The sequence below is a fragment of the Nostoc sp. genome (assembly GCF_036917635.1).
In the GTDB taxonomy this organism is placed as follows: Bacteria; Cyanobacteriota; Cyanobacteriia; order Cyanobacteriales; family Nostocaceae; genus Nostoc.
Window position 1 is genome coordinate 69,237 of sequence record NZ_JBALCW010000040.1, and the last position, 18,435, is coordinate 87,671.

Annotated in this window: 14 protein-coding genes and 1 pseudogene; 6 read left to right on the forward strand and 9 right to left on the reverse strand. The window is 41.6% G+C overall.

The annotated features are described in order from the left end of the window. Positions 1-12 precede the first annotated feature (12 nt). Complete coding sequence (locus tag V7K32_RS11180; protein ID WP_334993097.1) at positions 13-1,506, reverse strand: sensor histidine kinase; 1,494 nt, start codon at positions 1,504-1,506, stop codon at positions 13-15. A gap of 661 nt (positions 1,507-2,167) precedes the next feature. Between V7K32_RS11180 and V7K32_RS11185 the strand changes: the two genes are divergently transcribed. Next, a complete protein-coding gene (locus V7K32_RS11185) occupies positions 2,168-3,394 on the forward strand; it encodes a tetratricopeptide repeat protein (protein ID WP_334993099.1) in 1,227 nt (408 codons plus the stop codon). Between the two features lie 370 nt (positions 3,395-3,764). Continuing rightward, positions 3,765-4,544, forward strand: coding sequence for a Uma2 family endonuclease (locus tag V7K32_RS11190; protein WP_334993101.1), 780 nt, complete (start codon positions 3,765-3,767; stop codon positions 4,542-4,544). Here the strand turns inward: V7K32_RS11190 and V7K32_RS11195 are convergent. The 4 genes and pseudogenes from V7K32_RS11195 to V7K32_RS11210 form a co-directional block, all read right to left on the reverse strand. Beyond that, positions 4,541-4,717: pseudogene (locus tag V7K32_RS11195) on the reverse strand (Uma2 family endonuclease); the annotation flags it as partial. The gene V7K32_RS11190 and the pseudogene V7K32_RS11195 sit on opposite strands and share 4 nt — an antisense overlap. A 59-nt stretch (positions 4,718-4,776) precedes the next feature. Beyond that, positions 4,777-5,988 (reverse strand): bacteriohopanetetrol glucosamine biosynthesis glycosyltransferase HpnI, encoded by a 1,212-nt coding sequence (gene hpnI / locus V7K32_RS11200; RefSeq protein WP_334993103.1) that lies wholly within the window; start codon positions 5,986-5,988, stop codon positions 4,777-4,779. A 72-nt stretch (positions 5,989-6,060) separates the two neighbouring features. Then, entirely contained in the window at positions 6,061-7,407 is a 1,347-nt protein-coding gene (locus tag V7K32_RS11205) for a hypothetical protein (RefSeq protein ID WP_334993105.1), read from the reverse strand. 89 nt (positions 7,408-7,496) lie between these two features. Beyond that, positions 7,497-7,934 carry a hypothetical protein gene (locus V7K32_RS11210; RefSeq protein WP_334993107.1) on the reverse strand — a complete coding sequence of 146 codons (438 nt, stop codon included), beginning with the start codon at positions 7,932-7,934 and terminating at the stop codon, positions 7,497-7,499. 375 nt (positions 7,935-8,309) lie between these two features. On the opposite strand from V7K32_RS11210, the gene V7K32_RS11215 reads away from it, so the two are divergent. After that, a complete protein-coding gene (locus tag V7K32_RS11215) occupies positions 8,310-9,314 on the forward strand; it encodes a phospholipase D-like domain-containing protein (RefSeq protein ID WP_334993161.1) in 1,005 nt (334 codons plus the stop codon). Between the two features lie 174 nt (positions 9,315-9,488). After that, a complete protein-coding gene (locus V7K32_RS11220) occupies positions 9,489-10,979 on the forward strand; it encodes an inorganic phosphate transporter (RefSeq protein ID WP_334993109.1) in 1,491 nt (496 codons plus the stop codon). Positions 10,980-11,074: 95 nt separating this feature from the next. On the opposite strand, the gene hpnK is transcribed toward V7K32_RS11220, so the two are convergent. Together hpnK and hpnJ are read right to left on the reverse strand one after the other, a co-directional pair. After that, positions 11,075-11,992 carry a hopanoid biosynthesis-associated protein HpnK gene (gene hpnK, locus V7K32_RS11225; RefSeq protein ID WP_334993111.1) on the reverse strand — a complete coding sequence of 306 codons (918 nt, stop codon included), beginning with the start codon at positions 11,990-11,992 and terminating at the stop codon, positions 11,075-11,077. Between the two features lie 395 nt (positions 11,993-12,387). Continuing rightward, complete coding sequence (gene hpnJ / locus V7K32_RS11230; RefSeq protein WP_334993113.1) at positions 12,388-13,845, reverse strand: hopanoid biosynthesis associated radical SAM protein HpnJ; 1,458 nt, start codon at positions 13,843-13,845, stop codon at positions 12,388-12,390. A 310-nt stretch (positions 13,846-14,155) separates the two neighbouring features. Between hpnJ and V7K32_RS11235 the strand changes: the two genes are divergently transcribed. Beyond that, positions 14,156-15,775 (forward strand): cyclic peptide export ABC transporter, encoded by a 1,620-nt coding sequence (locus V7K32_RS11235; protein ID WP_334993115.1) that lies wholly within the window; start codon positions 14,156-14,158, stop codon positions 15,773-15,775. 423 nt (positions 15,776-16,198) lie between these two features. Next, on the forward strand, positions 16,199-16,993 hold the full coding sequence (gene modA, locus V7K32_RS11240) for a molybdate ABC transporter substrate-binding protein (protein WP_334993117.1): 795 nt from the start codon (positions 16,199-16,201) through the stop codon (positions 16,991-16,993). A gap of 129 nt (positions 16,994-17,122) precedes the next feature. Here modA and V7K32_RS11245 read toward each other — a convergent pair whose 3' ends face one another. Then, on the reverse strand, positions 17,123-17,680 hold the full coding sequence (locus tag V7K32_RS11245) for a peroxiredoxin (protein WP_334993119.1): 558 nt from the start codon (positions 17,678-17,680) through the stop codon (positions 17,123-17,125). A 62-nt stretch (positions 17,681-17,742) separates the two neighbouring features. Further along, positions 17,743-17,979, reverse strand: coding sequence for a regulatory protein SipA (gene sipA / locus V7K32_RS11250; RefSeq protein WP_334993121.1), 237 nt, complete (start codon positions 17,977-17,979; stop codon positions 17,743-17,745). Positions 17,980-18,435: the final 456 nt, after the last annotated feature.

Here is an 18,435-nt window from a genome sequence, read left to right on the forward strand (position 1 = left end):
TATCTCCTATAGTTAAAGGGTGAAGTAAAATGTTGCGCCATGCTCTACTGCACTTTGGGCCCAGACACGGCCACCATGACGGTGAATAATTCGCTGCACAGTAGCTAGTCCGATGCCAGTACCTTCAAACTCAGTCATGGCGTGCAGGCGCTGAAAAGCACCGAAGAGTTTCTCAACATAAGCCATATCGAAGCCTGTGCCATCATCACGGACAAAATACATAAGGGTGTCATCTTGCTGCAAAAGCCCAAATTCTATGCGTGCTTTTGGATTTTTTCCTGTAAACTTCCACGCATTACCCAGCAGGTTTTCTAGCACGATCCCTAAAAGATGAGCATCACCATTAGCAAGCAATCCCGGTGTAATGACAAACTCTACTTGGCGTTCTGGTTGGGTTTTGTGCAACTCTGTAGCGATCGCCTCTACCAGTGCGCTCAAATCCACCTTTTCGTAACGCATCTCACTACGCGTCAGTCGTGACAGATTCAGTAAATCGTCGATCAATTGTGCCATTCGCTGGGTAGCTGCACGCACTCGCTGGAGGTAATTTTGACCTAGTGCGTCCAGGTTATCAGCATAATCTTCTAGTAGCGCTTGGCTAAAGCCGTCGATACTCCGCAAGGGGGCCCGCAGATCGTGAGACACTGAATAACTAAATGCTTCCATCTCTTTATTAGTGGCTTCGAGTTGTGCTGTGCGTTCTGCAACTCGCCCCTCAAGCTCGACGTTCAGGCGCAAAATCTCTGACTCTGCCCTTTTACGCTCATTAATTTCAGTTTGCAATTCTTCGTTAATGCTTCTGAGTTCGGCAGTGCGTTTGCTAACCTCTATTTCTAACTCATCACGAGCCTTTTGCAGAAAATTTTCCATCCGCTTGCGTTTTACAAGTTCCTGATTGGTAATTATCCCTGCTAAACCGACGATCAGAGAAGCTATAACGCTGCCAAAAAGAGTCAAGAAAGTTGTTTGATGAGCGCTGGCGTTCGCCTTTATTGACCGCTGTTTCAACAACTCATTCTCTTCGTTCTCCATACCTGTAGTCAGCATTCGGATATCCTGCATGATCTGCTTACCCTTATCTGTCTGAACTATTTGCAGCGCGGAGTCTAAATTTTTGCTTCTGGCGTTAATTGCCTGTTCCATCAAAACTAGTTTTTTGCCAACCAGGGGTTCAAGGCGATCGAGCCGCCGTTGTTGATTGGGGTTATCCGCAGTCAATTGGCGCAGAGCCTTAATTTTTTGACTAATCTCACCAGTTGCAGTGCGATAGGGTTCTAAATACTCTTCTTTGCCCGTGAGAAGATAGCCCCGTTGTCCAGTCTCTGCATCTTTGATCTGTGACATTACTTCTTTAGTCTTTTCCAGCACCTCGCGTGTATGTGTAACCCATTGAGCGTTTTCTTTATACTGAAGCAAACTAAGATACGAGACTACGCCAACACCAGTCATAATTGCGACTGCTATTACAAAACTGCCACTATTCTTTTTATAAATAGCCCATTTCATTTTTTACCTTCCTAGTTGAAAAAGTAGCTGCTGACTAAATTGGTAAAAACGGTGAGCCAGCTCTGTAGACGGGTAACAATTAGTGCAGGGTTAGCGACCTTAGAAAGCCCGTACCCCTGTTAGTGTCTTGTACCGCACAGAAGCAGAAAGGTTACTAGCAGCCCCAGTTCAAACGGCTATATCTTCGTTCCACCAAAGAAGACTCATGAAAAAATTCTAAATCAGTAATGCTAAAAGTTTTTCACGTTACTACTTATAGTATTAGTGCTAAATAATACTAATTTTCTTGACTTTTAGAGCTAATTTGATCTAATAGCTCTAATAAAGGATACCGATATTAATTAATTATTGGGAGCGTATATTTCCTGACTCATCGGAAGACAAATAATAAGTTTTATTGAATTATTCAGTATATCCCGCAGCCATTTTCAAGAGATTCTTGCTTGCATAAATTATCTAAATATGCTATTTAAATTCAGAAATTACACTTAAAAAACTTTGCTAATATTAGCTTTGTATAGCTTGATTTCCTAAATACATAGACTAAATAGAGACATGAAACAATGCCAGTGATGCTTCGGAATTGCTGGAATAAGGTAAAAATAATAGGGCATGGGGATAATTAACTCATGCAACTAACTCAAGGCAAGGTAAAGTACCCATGTTCAGGCGTTTAATTGTGATTGTTACTGCCGCTATCCTCTTTAGCAGTTCTTTGACGCTGGCACAGACTAAAAAGCCTAAACCACTGGATAAATTTCCTCCTAATCCCTTAGAAATTACCACACCCGATCCACTGCTACCACGTTTGCCCAAAGATAAACAGCCGTTAATCCAAGAACAGCAAAAGTTAGAACCAGCGCTGGATGCGTTAAATCAAGAAGCAGCAGCTAAACTGCAAGCAGGAGATCAGGTGGCGGCGTTTGAAGTTTGGAACCGGGAACTTCGTTTGCGGCGTTTTTTAGGTTCATTAGCAGAGGTGCAAGCACTATCACGAGTCGGGGCGATCGCTTGGAAGCAAAATAATGGGCAGGAAGTACAATATATTACGCTGCGATTGCAAGCAATTCAAAAGCAAGCACAATCTCAGAAAACAACTGCCCCAATTGATCTAGAATTGTGGCGATCGCTAGGTCAAGCTTATCAAAATGTGCGATCGCCTAAACTAGCTACCGAAGCTTACGACCAAGTTTTGCTAGTCGTGAGACAGCAAAAAGATACAACGGCACTCATAGAAACCCTCAAGACAATTGGAGAGGTGCATTTGAGTTGGTTTGATTATCCCAAAGCTGCGCCAATCTACGAAGAATTGTTGAGTTTAGCGACATCCCTTGGCGAACATCTAAACGAGGTAACATATCTGCGACAACTCGCTGAAATTTACGACCAAACAAACCAACCGCAGCAATCATTGAATGTGCTTAATAAACTAGTAGAAATATACGTTAGTGAAAATAATCTTACTGAAATACCAGAATTAAAGCTAGCGATCGCTTCAAATTACGAATCTCTAGCAAAGAAAGATCCTAACTTACTGCTAGAAGCTTTTAAAAATTATCAAGAAGCTTATACCACTGCTTGGCAATTAAAGGAATACGTTCGGGCTGGTGAAGCTTTGCAGAAGTTAATTGCGCTGTACCATTCTCAAGGACAAACAGACGAGGCTTTGCAGGCTAGCCAAATTCTTGTGGAGACACAAACCCAAGCCGCCAACTTTTACGGGCTGATGCAAGCTTATGACCAAATTGGGCAATTGTATCTAGAACGCAAAGAATTTCCTCAAGCACTAACAGCTTTTCAAAAAGGGTTAGAATTAGCCCAACAACTCAAATATCAGGAAGCATACTTTGCTGGGCAAATTGAAAAAGTCTCGAAAGCAAATTTGTAACCAATATTAATGCTATTCAATCCCAAAATTTTGGATTTTAAATTTTAAATTTTGGATTGAAAGATTCAAAATTTAAATCTGAGAGGAAAAATTATGATCAAATAAATTCCTCATACCGACGATCGCAGACTCGCTACCGATGCGCTATCATGCCTTCTACCTTTCTTGATACAATAGAAATTAGGACTTAGGCATCAAGTACCAAATGTAGGGGCAATTGATAAATTGCCCCTACAGTAAATCAGGGCTTTCACTGCCTTTAAAGCGTAAGTCCTAGAAATATAATCTTGTTTTCCCTCCTTGACTTGCCCCTAAATTTATGGGGATTATTAATTTTGAATTTTGACTTTTGAATTCGGAGCGAAGCGACGTGACTTCCCTATCGACATTAACTTTACCCGATCACACCGAGTTACCAGACTCAGATGGTACATTTGTGAAAAATCTTCAGGAGCATCCACAAAGCATCTTAATTACAGATTCAATTAAACCAGTTCTAGAACAACGCCATCCTGACGGTCAATATTGTATTGGACAAGATTCTGGTATCTACTGGCGATTGACAGAACCTCCTGAAAAAGGCGCGGAAGCACCCGATTGGTTTTATGTACCGAATGTACCACCAACTCTGAATGGTAAAATGCGGCGTTCTTATGTGCTGTGGAAAGAGTATGTTGCACCCTTAATTGTGATTGAATTTGTTTCTGGAGATGGTTCCCAAGAACGAGATAATACGCCACCATCTCAAGGTGAAAGTGGAAATGTTGGTAAATTTTGGGTTTATGAGCAGGCGATTCGAGTCCCTTATTATGGGATTTATGAAGTAGCAAAAGCTCAGATTGAGGTGTATCACCTAATCGATTTTACCTATCAACTGATGCAACCCAATGAACGGGGACATTACCCAATTGCTCCTTTAGGGGTAGAATTGGGAATCTGGCAGGGATTTTATCAGAATGCAGAGTTACCTTGGTTACGCTGGTGGGATGCACAAGGAAATTTATTGCTAACTGGTGAGGAACGGGCGGAAGTTGAACGACAAAGGGCTGAAAGTGAACGACAGAAGCGACTTTTAATTACAGATAAGTTGCGTACTCTTTCTGTTGAACAACTCAAAGATTTAGGAATTGACCCAGAAATGTTGGATTAAGAAATATTCTCGTCTAGTAATATTACATCTTCGTATATTTCTGCGATCGCACACCGAAAATCAACGCTAGCTAAATGCACTTCTTCTTTTTCATAAGGGTAAAGTACCCAATGTCCTACATCATTGCGACGGAAGCATTCGACACTCATTCCGTCTGGTAAAATTAGTACAAAAGTATTACTTTGCTGGTAAATTTGTACTATTTTTTCTCGTAAGTCTGATGCACGCATTTTTAGTGTACCTCATTTACCTGCAATCTGCTGTAACTTCTGTCTTGTGGTACTAGTAGCTTTCCATCTTTAGTTAGCTTCAGTTGTTGCCCCCGCCACTCTATATTGTTACCAATAAAGCCAAAACACCAAATAGCAAAGCTTAACAAGTCGCACCCAGGAACGAGCCAGAGAAATTTTTTGACTATTGGATCTTTCAAACTAATAGTACCAACGACCCAAGCCATCACCAATCTTGTTACCCAACAGATACATAATGCTACCCATCCCAGTATTGAACCATCGGTGGCAATCAGCAGCAGCAAGCTGTTGACGACACCATAGGTAAAAATTAGTCCTAGATAACCCCAAGGACGAGAAACTCTTTTACAACGCGCCCAACGAATCTGGCGTTTGATGGCCTGAGCTAAATTGTTGCTTATCTGTACGTGTTCAACTATGTAGTCGGAAAGCACAACCTTGTAACCTGCTTGCACAGGGAGATAGCCAAGTTGGAAATCATCTGCTAGATAATCAGCGATCGCTTCAAATCCACCGATCGCTTCTAGTACTTTTTTGGGGATGACAATGGTGGAACCAAAAGCATATTTTATCCCATTTTCCGGGATGTTGCTGACTAAAACCCCAGCATGAAACTCAGTAGTAGTACTAATAGCCTCTAATGTCGATATCCATCCTTGAGTTAAGGATCGATACATACAGGTAACTACACCCACACTTTTGTCTTGCAATGGCTGGATAACTTTTTGCAAATAGTCTGTTCCAACTCGGATGTCACTATCAGCAAGGACTAGAATTTCGTATTTAGCTTTGTCTGCGGCATTTGCCAAGTTGCTAACTTTCAGGTTTGTACCGATGACGCGATCGCTTACAATCAACAAAATATCCAAATCTGAAAAATTGTGGATAATTTTCTCTACAACCTCTATGCAAGGGTCTTGAGAATTTCGTACAGCAAAGATGATTTGATACTCTGGATAATCCTGCTGACAAAATGAGGCTAGGTTTTCATAACTATCACTATCAAGCCCACAAATAGGTTTCAGGATACTAACAGGTGGATGAAATTCTCGATCAATTGGCTGGGGAACACCAAAAAAAGTGATTGCTGCATAAATAGCACAGCAATAAAACAAAACAGATGCTATGCACAAAATTATAAAAAAATCAATAATAATTATGTGGAGATTTGTTAAAAAAGTAGATGCAAGCATGGTCGATGAATTACCAAATTAGATGAGCTTATCCTGATTGCTCTATGCCAGAACTGCCAAATTTTAGTCGAGCTAGATAATCTTTTTCTGACTGAGCTTCCTGATTTCTGTAATCACACCATCAACTCCATGATTGCCATAAATAATTAGCAACCGTTCGGCAGACAAGTAACTTAGCACAGGATTGCGAAATTGTAATATGTATTTTGTATCCATAGGATTGTACCCGAACTGGGGAGCGATCGCTCTCAATTGTTCTTGAACAATAGCAACAGCCGGAATTGATAAAACAAAATCTGCATCTGACAGGTTATGGAAGGCATACTCAGCCAGTAAGTTAGTTTGTGATGAATTTGCTTGTGGTGAGAAGTTGCCAAGTTGACGTACACTCGGTAGACGCAGATTGTTTTGCTTTGATATAAATAAATATCCTTGGGCTACTGGGTCAATTCCAGCCATAATCGCAGCAGTACGTAACCAGTTAACTACCTTGTACTCGTTACCGAGAGTCGGAGCTGAGTGGGCGCAAGCTTGAGTAATCACAAACTCAGGGGATAACTTTCGCTTCATCGCTTCAGCTATACTGATGATGTGATGACTACCAGTTTTAGAATCGCCCGACGCACCGTAATTGTCTGTTTTACCATTTCCACCGAAGTTTAATTCCTCGAACTCAGTGCCTGAAGCGTTCCACTGAAAGACGATTGACTTAGCCCAGTCATGCCAAATCGGTGCTGCAATTAATAGATCGTTACTGATATAAATATCTGAATCTACTTTACTTTTACTATCTGGATTGACAATTGGTAAACCATTACTGTTTGTTTGACCATATATTAGCCGATAGTTACTCGCAAAGCTCAAATTACTAATATTATTAAATGCTTCATGTATTGGTAGTCCTCCGGGATAAGCATGGTGACTGTTATTTCCACTTCCAGGTGCAGAGAAAAAAGACTGGGGAAGTTGGGGGCAGACACTACCATCATTGCTAACTGGTGGGAAAATTCCAGCTATTAGTCCACCTGGAAAGGTCATATAGTCCGCAGCATCTACCAAGCCGACTTTCAGCAATTGCTGTACAATCTCTTGCTTTTTGCGATCGCTTAACCCATATCTATGCATGATACAGGTTTTGGGATTATCAATTGCATCAAGTGTGGCTTTTCTCAGTTTGACATCTTTTATTTTCTCTGTCTGGTTTACCAAAAAATTTTTCGCTGATTGCACTAACGGGGATTTTTCAGCAAGCCTAATCGCTTCAGTATTACCCGCTCCCAATACCTGTTGGTTGGTGTTATTGCTCATGAGAGCATATCCTTTGGCTTTGCCTTGTCCCTCCTCTGCTCGTAAAGGTGTGATTAACAATAATAAGCTCAAGCATAAACTTACTAATAATAGAAGATGAGATGATTTCATGCAGATTATCAGCCTTTAGTTACAAAAGATTAATCCTCTATTGCAGTTGCCTCTAGAAAATTTACTTCCTAGACGCAACTGCAACTTATTTAGGTGTAAATTGGCCCGTGTGAATCTTGACTACGAATGGGAAATTCTACAAAACCCACTGGATGATGAGTAAAATGCAGTACAGACAAACCGGGATTATCCTCTGTCGCATAAGCTTGAGCAGCATCTATATATTCACCCTGCATCCGTGCTAGTTCTCCTGCGATAAATGGTACCGGATCTACTAACCCTTCATTATCTCCAAAGCGAATAGCCACAAAAATTTCATTGCTCACTTCTAGTCCTTCTGGAAAACCCTCAGTATGCTCTACCTGAATATTGCTTAAAATTAAATGCTGATGATTCGCACCATGATGATTTTCTGGAGCCGGAAACAATTTTTCAATCTCCCCAACTACTCGAATTAGCGGTGCGCCCAAAGAATGCTTGAAACGATGATGATTTAGAGATTTTGTTGCTTTGGTAAATTTGCTCATAATAGACTACTTTTCAGAGTTGAAAAATTTTACTAGACACTTTTCAGTCAATCATAAAGCAAGGCTTTCAAAAGTATACATAATATCAAATTTACAAATCTACTAATTTTTGCTTAAGGTTAGCTTAAACTGAGAATAAACAAATATTAATCTCTCGGCTTTTTATATAAAATTCAGATTTATTTAATATCTTTAATTAACTTATTTGTCAAACTATTTCGTCAATTTGGAGTACAGTAAAAGCAAATAACTCAAAATAACTGGCTTATGTCGAAAAAAGTGAGTTCAGCAATTAATCCGACTTTCTTAACAGATGTAAATCATGGTGGAAAGAAAGGGCAACCACTTCTGATTGCAGAATAATTAGCTGAGTTTATTGATGGAGCCAAGTCAAGTCTGCACATTGCAATCTATGATTTTCGTTTAACGGAATCAACCCTTGCAGATCCTGTAATTACAGCACTTAAGAACAAAGCCCAAGCGGGTGTCAAAGTAAGAATTGCTTTTGATCATGGAAAACCTGAAACTAAAACAGTCGATGCCTTTATCGCTAGTGGTAGCGATCCAGCACCAAAAGGAACCAAAGCATTCCTAGAAAGTGTATTTGAGGGAACCCAAGTTGAAATAAAGAGCATTGCTGGCTCAAAACTGATGCATAATAAATATGTCATCCGAGATGTGAATACCCCTCAAGCAACTCTTTGGACTGGTTCAGCCAATTTCACCGACGATGCTTGGACTTACCAAGATAACAATATATTGCAAATTTTTTCGCCGCAGCTTTGCTCATACTATGAAACTGATTTTCAGGAATTGTGGGTGAGTGGCAATATCAAGACTACTGGTGTTGCGGATACTGGTAAAGTTGATATTGGTTCAATTGAAGTTGATTTCGCCTTCTCGCCAGGGGAGGGTCAGACTATTGACCACATCATTTCTAGTTTGATTGGTTCAGCAAAAAAGCGAATCAAGATTGCTTCCATGATCATCACTTCTCATGCAATTCTAGCTGCCCTTGATGATGCCCTTAGACACGAACAGGTGAAAGATATAAGTGGAGTGTATGATGCAATACAAATGTCTCATGTGGTAAAACTTTGGCTCAAAGCTGAAGCAAGTGTGGGTATTGCTGAAACTTTTAAAGAGGTGTCATCCCATCTGGTTGGTAAGCACTCCCAGCCTTATAAACCAGACAGCAAGCACAATTTCATGCACAATAAAGTTGTGGTCTGTGACAACATTGTGGTGAGTGGCAGTTTTAACTTTTCTCGCAGTGCCACACAGAATGCTGAAAATATCGTTGTGTTACATGATGAGAGCTTGGCACAGCAGTATAGCGATTACATTGACCAACTGCGGGCGCACTATAGCAAAGCATAGTCGGTTGGAAAGGTTTCAGTAGCACTTATAACCAGATTGGGCAGCATCTTTGGTGCAAGCGATTGTACCTGGCTTGAACAAAGTTTAACCTCATTTTAAAGTTGACTTAAATTATAAAACTATGTTGTTTAGTATTAATGAATATTACATATTGCCCAACGTGGATAATATTATATGGAGTTGTTTGGAGAGTCCATAACAGTAAGTACTGTTTTCTTTCTAGTGTTGGCGGTGGGACTGGCGCTGTTTTTTGAAGCGATCAACGGTTTTCACGATACCGCTAACGCAGTTGCTACAGTCATCTACACTCACTCGTTAAAACCATCCTACGCTGTCGTCTGGTCGGGGGTTTGGAACCTGATTGGTGTAATGCTGTCAGCAGGGACAGTTGCTTTTGGCATCGTGGCGTTGTTGCCAGTTGAGTTGGTAATTAATGTTGGTTCGGGGCCTAGCTACGCGATGGTGTTTTCTCTTCTGATCTCAGCCATCATTTGGAACTTCGGAACCTGGTTTTTGGGATTACCAAATTCGAGTACGCACGCCTTGGTCGGAGCGATTATGGGAGTTGGTTTAGCGCATTCAGTAATCTCGTCAGGCCATAGTTTAAGCCAGGGCATCAACTGGGAGCAAGTCAAGCAAGTTTTCATCTCTCTGCTGATTTCGCCAATTATCGGATTCTGCGCCGCAGGATTGCTACTATTACTAGCCAAGGCGCTACTCAAAAAGCCACAGTTGTACCAGCCAGCAGATCAAAAGAAAGCACCGCCACCTTGGATCAGAGGTTTATTAATCCTAACCTGTACTAGCGTCAGCTTTGCTCATGGTTCAAATGACGGGCAAAAAGGAATGGGTCTTCTCGTGCTGATCTTGGTCGGCATCCTACCAGGTATATTTTCCCTAAACTTGAATACCGATGCCGCGACCATCGCTCAGTTAGCTGCTACATCAAGCTCTGTGATGCCAGTCATCGAACACCACGCGCCCAGAATTTCTTTAAGTAATCAAGATGCAACCAATGAACTGACAAACTTCCTTGGGGAGCAAGGCAAAGCTAGCGACAAAACCTTTGCAGCACTATCTAACAAGAGTCAGGAAATGGCAAATAGCCTGTCTGGAAAGACGAGTTTCAAAGCTTTTGCTAGTAACGATCGCCGCGTACTACGCAGCAATATGTATTTTATCTCATCAGCAATTGGAAAGCTGAATAAGCAGAACCAGTTGACTGATCCTCAAGAAAAGCAGGCGCTTGTGAACTACCAGAAACTGTTAGATGGACAGACCAAGTTCATTCCGAATTTTGTGAAAACAGCCGTCGCCCTGGCACTAGGTATTGGCACAATGGTTGGTTGGAAACGTGTCGTTGTAACAGTAGGTGAAAAGATTGGTAAACAGCACCTTTCCTATGGTCAGGGCGCTGCTGCTGAGATAGTGGCAGCCGTAACAATTGGTACTCTTGATCGCTTTGGGCTACCAGTTAGTACCACACACGTATTGTCGTCTGGTGTGGCAGGCACAATGGCGGCGAATGGTTCTGGTCTACAAGCGAATACGATCCGCAACATCATACTCGCGTGGGTGCTGACGCTGCCAGCTTGCACGCTGCTTGGTGCTGCGATTTTCTCTGCGGCTTTTTATCTCGTCCTGCATTCGGGCTTCGGCGTGTGATAGGTTAAGCGAATCTGCTCCCGAATCCCCATCACGCCCGTAAGCGCATCTCAAACCCTATTGACATAATGATTTGAGCAAAAAGCGATCGCACTTCAAAGGCGGGTACGTTGGGATAGAAAATGGTGATTGGTAATTTCAAAGCCGTTACTAAGGAGCGCTTCGCGTACCTTACCACTTAACAAGGCAGCAAGTTCTGCTTCACCTGTCCCTAGTTCTCCTTTTAAAGGATCGTCATGAATTGCGTTGACGTTCGCGTAGGGTCTCCAAGAGTTGCCCGCCTTCGGCATCGCTGGATGAGAGTAAATCTCCACTAAGTTTGCCTGGATTTGGGGTATCAACCCAAGTAAATATTCCTCTGTCATGCCTCCAGTTTGCAATAAGCCGTAAACTCTTTGGGTAAAGTTAATGCCTTGGGACTCTAGCAACTTTTCACCATAGCTGCGTAGTCTACCAAATACTCCTGACCAAACTAGCTTTGTCAGTAGATGACTGCGATTAACTCTTAAAGTCATTCGTAGTTCTTCACTGGGAAGACGAATTACTTTAATATCAAATTCTGGTGCCAAGTCAACTAAAATACGCAAGACTACCGGATGTATATGCAAATGTAAATGTCCATCAACGTGAGAAAGAGACAAACCAGTTGAACGATATTTTTCCAACTGGGCGCGAATTTCTTGACGCAGTTCTTGATGGGTTTCCTTAACAAATTGATAGCGCAACCCAGCAATAAATGGACTATTGGAAAAGTTACCTTGTTTGTCAACTAAATGAGGAATTTGCTCTGGCGGTAAGACAGAACGACCACATATCAACACAAGATGTAGACCAACAGCCAAATTTGGGTGGGCCTTTGCCAAAGTGACAGCCTCTTTTGCAGCATCAGCGCTCACCATCAGACTGGTACTAGTTAGCACTCCTTGTTTGTGTGCTTTGATAATTGCTTGATTAACTCCTTCAGAGAAACCAAAGTCATCACCATTGATGATGGCGAATCGCTTTGCTTGCATATATTTTATTTTTAAGGTTCCGATAATTGAGCTATTGAGTGAGATTGACGCTATCCCAATCCAAAATCTAAAATTCTAAGCTAATTGGCGGTAAAATTGCATAATCAGGGCGCTCATGTTGCCCACCCCACAAGATATTGAAAAATTTTTATATGCAAATTAGATGTGTTTGAGCTTATTAAACCAAATCTTAGTTGAGATCCGTAGTTTTCACCCTCTCCCTAAATCCCTCTCCCTCTCTCTGAGAGAGGGAGTTTGAAATTCTGGCTCCCCGAATCCCTCTCTCTGGGATTCGGGGTTGGGGGATGAGGGCAAATCCTTTTCATCATTGAAGAACTATAGGTTTCAAGATAGACGTGGTTGATGTCAATTGCTCCAAAATGAACAACCAAATACTAATTAACACCTACTGATTGGGCTTTAGCAGTTGCTTGGGTGCGACGATCTTTCAAATAAGAGAAAAATTCCCGCCCTTCACGCAGACGGCGTACTAACATGTGGGGATCGGTGAGCATTTCACCAACAATTGGGATAATCGCTCTCGGACGGAAGTAAAACTTACGATACATCTTCTCAACTGCATCCTCAATCTCAGCACTGGAGAGATTTGGATATTGCAGTGTGGACATTTGAATTCCTGAACTAGCAACTAAAGAATTGTTGCTAAACCAATTATTTTCTTGTGCTTGACGATAAAGTTCTGTTCCGGGATAGGGAGCTGCGATGGAAACCTGAATTGTATGGGGACTAATATCGCAAGCAAAGCGGACTGTTTCTTCGATTGTTTTTTGGGTTTCGTCGGGTAAACCAATGATAAATGTGCCGTGTACGGTAATGCCAAGTTTATGGCAATTTTCCATAAACTTCCGCGCTACTTCCAGCTTGATTCCTTTTTTTATCCCATCTAGAATTTGCTGATTGCCAGATTCAAATCCTACCAATAGTAGGCGTAAGCCATTATCGCGTAGTTGTTTGAGGGTGTCATAGTCTAGATTGGCCCGGGCGTTGCAACTCCAAGTTAGTTTGAGTCGTTGCATGTGTTCGCTAATTGCGATCGCTCGATGTTTGTCAATAGTGAAGGTGTCGTCATCAAACATATATTCTCGCACCTTGTCACCGAAAATCGCTTTAGCTTCTTCCATCTCGCGCCCAACTGCTTCTGGGCTTTTTGTGCGGTATAAGTGTCCACCAATTGTTTGCGGCCAAAGGCAGAAGGTACATTTTGCTGGACAGCCCCGCCCAGTGTAAAAGGAAATGTATGGATGCAGCAAGTAGCCAATAAAGTATTTGGTGATATCCAAATCACGGTGATAAATCGGCAATACACTGGGCATAGAATCCCAATCGTGAATCAAGGGGCGGTCTTGATTATGATGGATATTACCGTGGCGATCGCGGTAGCTTAAACCTGTGATTTCTTCCCAAGATTTGTTGCCTTCTGCTAGCTCTTTGCAGGTATAGTCGAATTCGTGACGACACACAAAGTCAATGATTGGGTTTTCAGCTAACGTCTGCTCTGGTAAGATTGCTACGTGCGCTCCAATTAAACCAATCTGGACATTCGGGTTTTGAGCTTTGATTGTTTCGGCACACTTCACATCATTAGGCAGCGAAGGCGTGCTGGTGTGCATGATAATTAATTCGTAATCTTGAGCAATTTCGATGACATCTTCTACTGTTTGCTCGTGTGGGGGTGCATCCACAAGCTTGCTACCAGGCACAAGGGCTGCGGGTTGCGCTAGCCATGTAGGATACCAGAAGGAAGTAATTTCGCGCTTGGCTTGGTATCTCGAACCTGCACCGCCATCAAACCCATCGAAGGAAGGAGGGCTGAGAAACAAAGTTTTTTTCACAGGTAGATTTTTTTTGGAGGTTTTAGCTAATACTTTTTTAGGATAAGACCTAAAGGGCAACAGATGCGATCGCAGTTCTAAATCATTGATTAAATTTTTTATTTCTCTTTTTTTACCGAAAAATATTTTTTAATCGAACCGCAGAGGCGCAGAGAACACGGAGAGAGTGCAAATAGATATTTTCACGAATAAGCTAGTGGTCTGTCAAGAACTGTAAGATAGAAAATTTACCCTAAAAGCGCCACCTCAATTGGTTTGCAAACAACTATCTTGAAAATAGGGCATAGGGCATGGGGCATAGGCATTTATCATGAATTTGATTTATTTTCTTTTGCGTTCTTCGTGGGCGATGGTAGCGATGGCGATCGCTACCGGATTCTTGAGTGGCGGTTGTAGTGCTGGCTTGATTGCCTTAATTAGCCATGCTGCAAGTAGCGGTAGTGCTTCGGGTCTGACATCAATAATTTGGGGTTTTGCGGGGCTGGCTATAGTTGCACTCATTACCAGCATCATTTCTCAAGTGATGCTGATTCGTCTTTCTCAAAATGCAGTCTTGCAATTACGGATGCGTTTAAGTCGCCAGATTCTCGCTTCGGAGTTAAGCCATTTGGAACGCTTAGGGAATCCTCGATTATTGGCAACTTTAACAGAAGATATTCAGGCGGTTGCTAATGCTGTTTATCAGATGCCCTTCATTTTTATTAATTTAGCGATCGTCCTAGGTTGCATAGCGTATATAACTTGGCTTTCTTGGTTAGTACTGCTGATGGTTTGTGGAATTTCAGTAGTAGCGATCGCTAGTTGTCAGTGGTTATTAAATAAAGGTGGGCAATTACTAGCCCTAGCTCGTGAAGATGAAGATCATCTATTTAAACATTTTCGCACCATTAGCGAAGGAGTCAAGGAACTCAAACTCAATTACAGGCGGCGTGAAGATTTTTTAGAAGAAAAACTGCAATCCACTGCTAACGAGTTTCGTCATCACAATGTTAATGGTTTAATCCTTTTTGCCATAACTTCAAGTTGGGGTCAACTTGTATTCTTTTTTGCCCTTGGTTTTGTACTATTCGCCCTACCTAATATACTTACCATCAATCCCGAAACTCTCTCTGGCTATATTTTGACCTTCACTTACTTGGTGTTACCAATGGATAACATCATCAGCAAACTTCCCTTATTAAGTAAAGCCAGTATTGCGCTGCAAAAAATAGAATCACTGGGTTTATCTCTAGCTAGTAAAACTGAAATATCTACCGTTCCACCTGCTATTAAATCTGACTGGCACACCTTAAAATTGGAAAATATTACCCATACTTACTATACAGAACAAGAAGACAATAGCTTTATCTTTGGCCCCATCGACCTAACATTGTATTCTCAAGAATTAGTCTTCATTGTCGGCGGTAATGGTAGCGGTAAATCTACATTAGCTAAACTAATTACTGGACTTTACATTCCTGATAACGGCAAAATTTGGTTTGATGACGAGTTAATTAGCGAACATAACCGAGAATGGTATCGCCAGCATTTTTCTGTCGTATTCTCAGACTTTTATTTATTTGAAGAACTTTTAGGATTAAAAAATTATGACTTGGATAGTCAAGCTACAAAATATTTAAAACAACTGCAATTAGACCATAAAGTTAAAGTTGAAAATGGGCAACTTTCCACCACAGCACTTTCGCAAGGACAACGTAAACGATTAGCTTTACTCACAGCTTACTTAGAAGATCGACCAATTTATCTATTTGATGAGTGGGCAGCCGATCAAGATCCAGTATTCAAAGAAATATTTTACACTCAGTTACTACCAGAATTGCGATCGCGGGGCAAAACAGTGCTGGTGATTAGCCACGACGATCGCTATTTTCATTTAGCAAACCGAATTATCAAACTTGACTATGGACAAATAGAGTACGACAAAAATTAAGCCTTGATTCTCCCTAACCCTCCTTAAAAAGGCTACGGTGTACACACAAGTCTTTGGTGACGCAATTTAATTTCTGGTTAAGTCTCATAGCCCCTGAGATACCTCAAGAAAGCTTTTGCTATACAAAACTTGTCCCTCTCCAAAGCATCGGAGAGGGATGTCCCATAGGACAGGGTGAGGTTTCGACTTGTGTGTACACTGTAGCCTTAAAAAAGAGAGAATTAGACCAATTTTGATAGTTTTTCCAGAATGAATAATGAATAGTGTGCGATCGCCAAATTTAAGGGACTTCCAAAAAACTGATGCAACAACCCTTATTCTTTTTTAGGCATTTTACCGATAAAGTTGGTTAAATATTGGTATTGCTGGTACGATTTTACCTAGCATCGATTTTCGGAAAAAAACCTATATTACACCTTTTCTATGAAAAGAAGACAAATTCTTGGCTTTCTGGGTATAGCAGTTGCAGGCTTGCTCCTGGCAATTGGTTTACCATTGGTTACTCCTTCTCCTGTAATAGCACAATCAAGCACCAACATAACCGTGTCCGCAGCCTCCAGCTTAAAGGATGCGTTGGAAGAAATTAAACCTTTGTACCAACAAAGTAAACCAAATATCAACATTAATTATAACTTTGGGGCTTCTGGTGCCTTGCAGCAACAAATTGAGCAAGGTGCGCCTGCGGATATCTTTATTTCTGCTGGCAAAAAGCAAGTGGATGCCTTAGAACAAAAAGGACTGTTGCTAACAGGTAGCCGTACTAATCTAGCAAATAACAGTCTAGTCTTGATTGTCGCCCAGGATGTTGTAGGTATCACGAGTTTCGCCAATTTAACAGATAGCAAGATTAAGAAAATTGCGATCGGTGAACCCAGGAGTGTACCCGCAGGGCAATATGGAGAGGAAGTTTTAAAGAATTTGAAACTTTACGATCAGCTTAAATCAAAATTTGTCTTTGGTAACAATGTGCGTCAAGTTTTGGCAGCAGTAGAAAGTGGTAATGCCCAAGCGGGCATAGTTTATGCCACTGATGCCAAAACTTCCAACAAGGTAAAAGTTGTAGTCACTGCTGAGGAAAAGCTTCACTCACCAATTGTCTATCCAGTAACAATAATTAAAGCCAGCAAAAATATTTCTGCTGCCAAACAATTTGTCCAGTTTTTATCTGGCAGTCAAGCTAAGACTGTACTCAGAAAATATGGCTTTATTGTTGCGTAAAGATGAATGCAAATAACAATGGCTTGAAAAACTTGTAGGCAAAGGGGCAGGGGAGACAAGGTGACAAGTTAACAATGTGAGAACTTGTCACCTTGTGTTTACCCCTGCCCGCTGCCTCTTGATTGAGGTTTAAGAAGCTGTAGACTGTAACCTTTCTAATCGTGCCAGCACTTCTGAACTATGAATGTTTGGATTGACTTTGACAAAAGTCTCGCGCAAAACGCCCTGAGGATCGATGATAAAACTGTGACGCATCGATAATAAGCCAAGCCACGAACCGTAAGCTTTACTCACTGAACCATCAGTGTCCGCCAACAGAGGAAATTTTAGTCCCTCTGAATCACAAAATTCGGCGTGAGAATCAATATCATCAGCACTTACGCCAATAATCTGGGCGTTTTTTTCGAGGTATTGGGGTAAATCTTGCTGAAAACGGCGAGCCTCTATAGTACAACCAGAAGTAAAGTCTTTGGGATAAAAGTAGAGGACTAGCCACTTACCGCGCAAGTCAGAGAGGGAAATCTTGCCATTACCTGTATTGGTTGGCAAAGTAAACTCTGGTGCGGGTTGATTAATTGCAGGAAGTTTACCACCAAGAGCATTAGCAGCAGGGGTAAAATTCAGCCAGCTGATGAGAGAAATACAGCTGGCCAATAATATGCTTAAAAAAGTGCGCCGGGAAATCATGGTGAAAACCAGAATTACAACTTTACACAAGTTTACAATTCTTGGTTGCTGCAAATCTCACTCTAAATGAGATTCGGTGGGGTATCTGTGCTTTCGATGTATTGGCTATCTAAGAGAAAGGCTCCCCTAGTAAAGCGAATACCCCAATATCCACCAGGTCTGCGGTCAATGACTATACCCTCTTCGCCAATGTGAATTACATCGGGCGGGCGCAGCATGGGCATGGGTTCAGCAGTTTTGACGTAGGGCGGTAGTGCCACAACCCGGACTTTACTACCAATTGCAAATTCTTTAGACATCTTAATCAAGCTAGCAGTTTTGAATTAACTCATAACTCATAACTAGCTTGAAAGTCTACTAATATAGCGTTTCCTGATCGGATGAGGTACATCATAGTCCCCTCCCCGCAAGCGGGGAGGGGGTTGGGGGTGGGGTTATTGTACCTCACTCAACTGAGAACCGCTATATCATGTCCGGCTAATTAGTTACAGTTAGGGACTTCCAAATAAAAAAATGTTCCAAAACTGACGCAAAAACTCTCTCTATTTCTTCTCTCTGCGTTCTCTGTGTCTGGAGTGGTTCGTTTATTGGAATAATTTATTTCGTGGAAGTCCCTTACCACATCTGTGCAAAAAAAATTGCAAAACCCTTTTTCGCCCAGCAAGAACAGCAAGAACTGCCCCCTTGCAGTCTTAATGATAAGTCTTTAAGCGAACACGATATAAATGGGGCATGGGGATAAATAGGGAAAGGGA